General features: G+C 77.5%; 1 pseudogene. It reads left to right on the top strand.

Annotation, left to right across the window (positions count from 1 at the left end):
- Window positions 1–1,721: pseudogene (locus D1643_RS10910) on the top strand (ATP-dependent helicase); the annotation flags it as partial.

Below are 1,721 nucleotides of genomic sequence, written 5' to 3'. Positions count from 1 at the left end.
CGCGCCCGCGGGGCCCTCCTGCGCGCGGCCGAGGGCGCGCTGCGCGGCGGGGAGGGAGGCGCCGCCGATGGCCAGGGCGACGCGCCGGCGGAAGCGGGCGGCGAGCCCGCCTTCGATGATGCCTTCGACCGTCGCCTGGCCGCAGCCGGGCTCGACGAGGACGCGCGCCGCAACTTCGCCGCGCTCGTCGACGCTCAGCGCCAGGCGACCGGTGCCGTCCCTACCGACCGCCTGCTCGTCGTGGAGCGCTGCGAGGACGAGACGGGGGAGTGGCGCGTCATCCTGCACTCGCCGTTCGGCCGCCGCGTCCACGAGCCCTGGGCGCTTGCCGTGGCCGAGCGCGTCCGCGCGACGCTCGGCTTCGACTGCCAGGCGAGCGCGGCTGACGACGGCATCATCGTGCGCATCCCGCTCACCGAGGCGGCGCTGCCCGGCGCGGAGCTGTTCTGCTTCGATCCCGACGAGCTGGAGGCCGTCGTCCGCGAGTCGGTGGCGACCACTGCGCTCTTTGCCGCGCGCTTCCGCGAGTGCGCGGCCCGCGCACTCCTCATGGCGCCGGCGGCTCCGGGTCGTCGCGCCCCGCTCTGGCAGCAGCGTCTTCGCGGCGGGCAGATCCTGGAGGCCGCGCGGCGCGAGCCGGGCTTCCCCCTCATCGCGGAGGCTGCGCGCGAGTGCCTGGCGGATGTCTTCGACCTGCCGGCCCTACGCGAGGTCATGACGGCGATAGCGGCTGGCACGGTGAGGATGGCCGAGGCGCGCACGACGGTGCCCTCGCCCTTCGCCGCGCCGCTCGTCTTCGGCTACCTGGGGGAGCATCTCTACGAGGGCGACCTGCCCCATGCCGAGCGCCAGGCGTCGCTGCTCGCGGTTGACCCGGAGCTTCTGGGCGAGCTGCTCGGCGGCGGCTCGGTCGAGGACGTGCTCGATCCCGAGGTGACGGCCCAGGTGGCCGCCGAGCTCCAGCGCACGGCGCCCGCTCGCCGCGCCCGCGGCAAGGAGGGCCTGGCCGATCTCCTGCGCGATCTGGGCCCCCTCACCGTCGAGCAGGTCGCCCGCCGCCTCGTCCCGCCCCGGGCGGCCCGTCTTGACGCCGTCTCCCGCGAAACGGCGGAGGGCGCCACGGGCGGGCCTGCCCGTGCGGGCGATGCGGCGGCTCCCGAGGCGCCGTGTCCGCGTTCCGCGCCGAGCTCCCGGCTTTCAGGCGCCTTCCCCTCCGATGCGGGGGCCGCATCCTGCCGCGGGGCTGATGGGGAGGCCGCAGGGGCGCCCCCTGATCCCGCAGTCCGCCAGGCGGCCTTCGAAGCCGCGTGCGCCACGCCCGGCTTCGCCCACGCGCTTCTGCGCGAGCTCGAGGGCGAGCGCCGCGCGTATCCCGCCCTCATCGGCGGCGTCGAGCGCTGGGCGGCTGCCGGCGACGCCTGGCGCCTCCGCGAGGCCCTCGGCGTTTCCGCGCCCGATTGGGCGCTCGCCCAGTCCGCCCCGCTCGCTGCTGGCGCCCCTGGCCCCGCGCCTGCCGCGTCGCCGGCGGTCGAGAGCCCCCTCGACGCCCTCGTCGCCCGCTTCGCGCGCACCAACGTGGCCTTCGCCGAGGAGGACGTTGCCGCCGCCCTCGGCCTGGGCCCGGCCCTTGTCGGCGAGCCCCTCGGGCGCCTGGCTGCCGCGGGGCGCCTCACGCGCCTCGGCCGCGGTCGCTGGGTCGACTCCGGCGTGCTGGGCCGCCT

The organism is Enterorhabdus sp. P55, from assembly GCF_009911695.1.
Taxonomy (GTDB): Bacteria; Actinomycetota; Coriobacteriia; order Coriobacteriales; family Eggerthellaceae; genus Enterorhabdus.
Note: the sequence above shows the minus strand (reverse complement) of the source record. Positions and strands in the feature narration are given on the sequence as shown.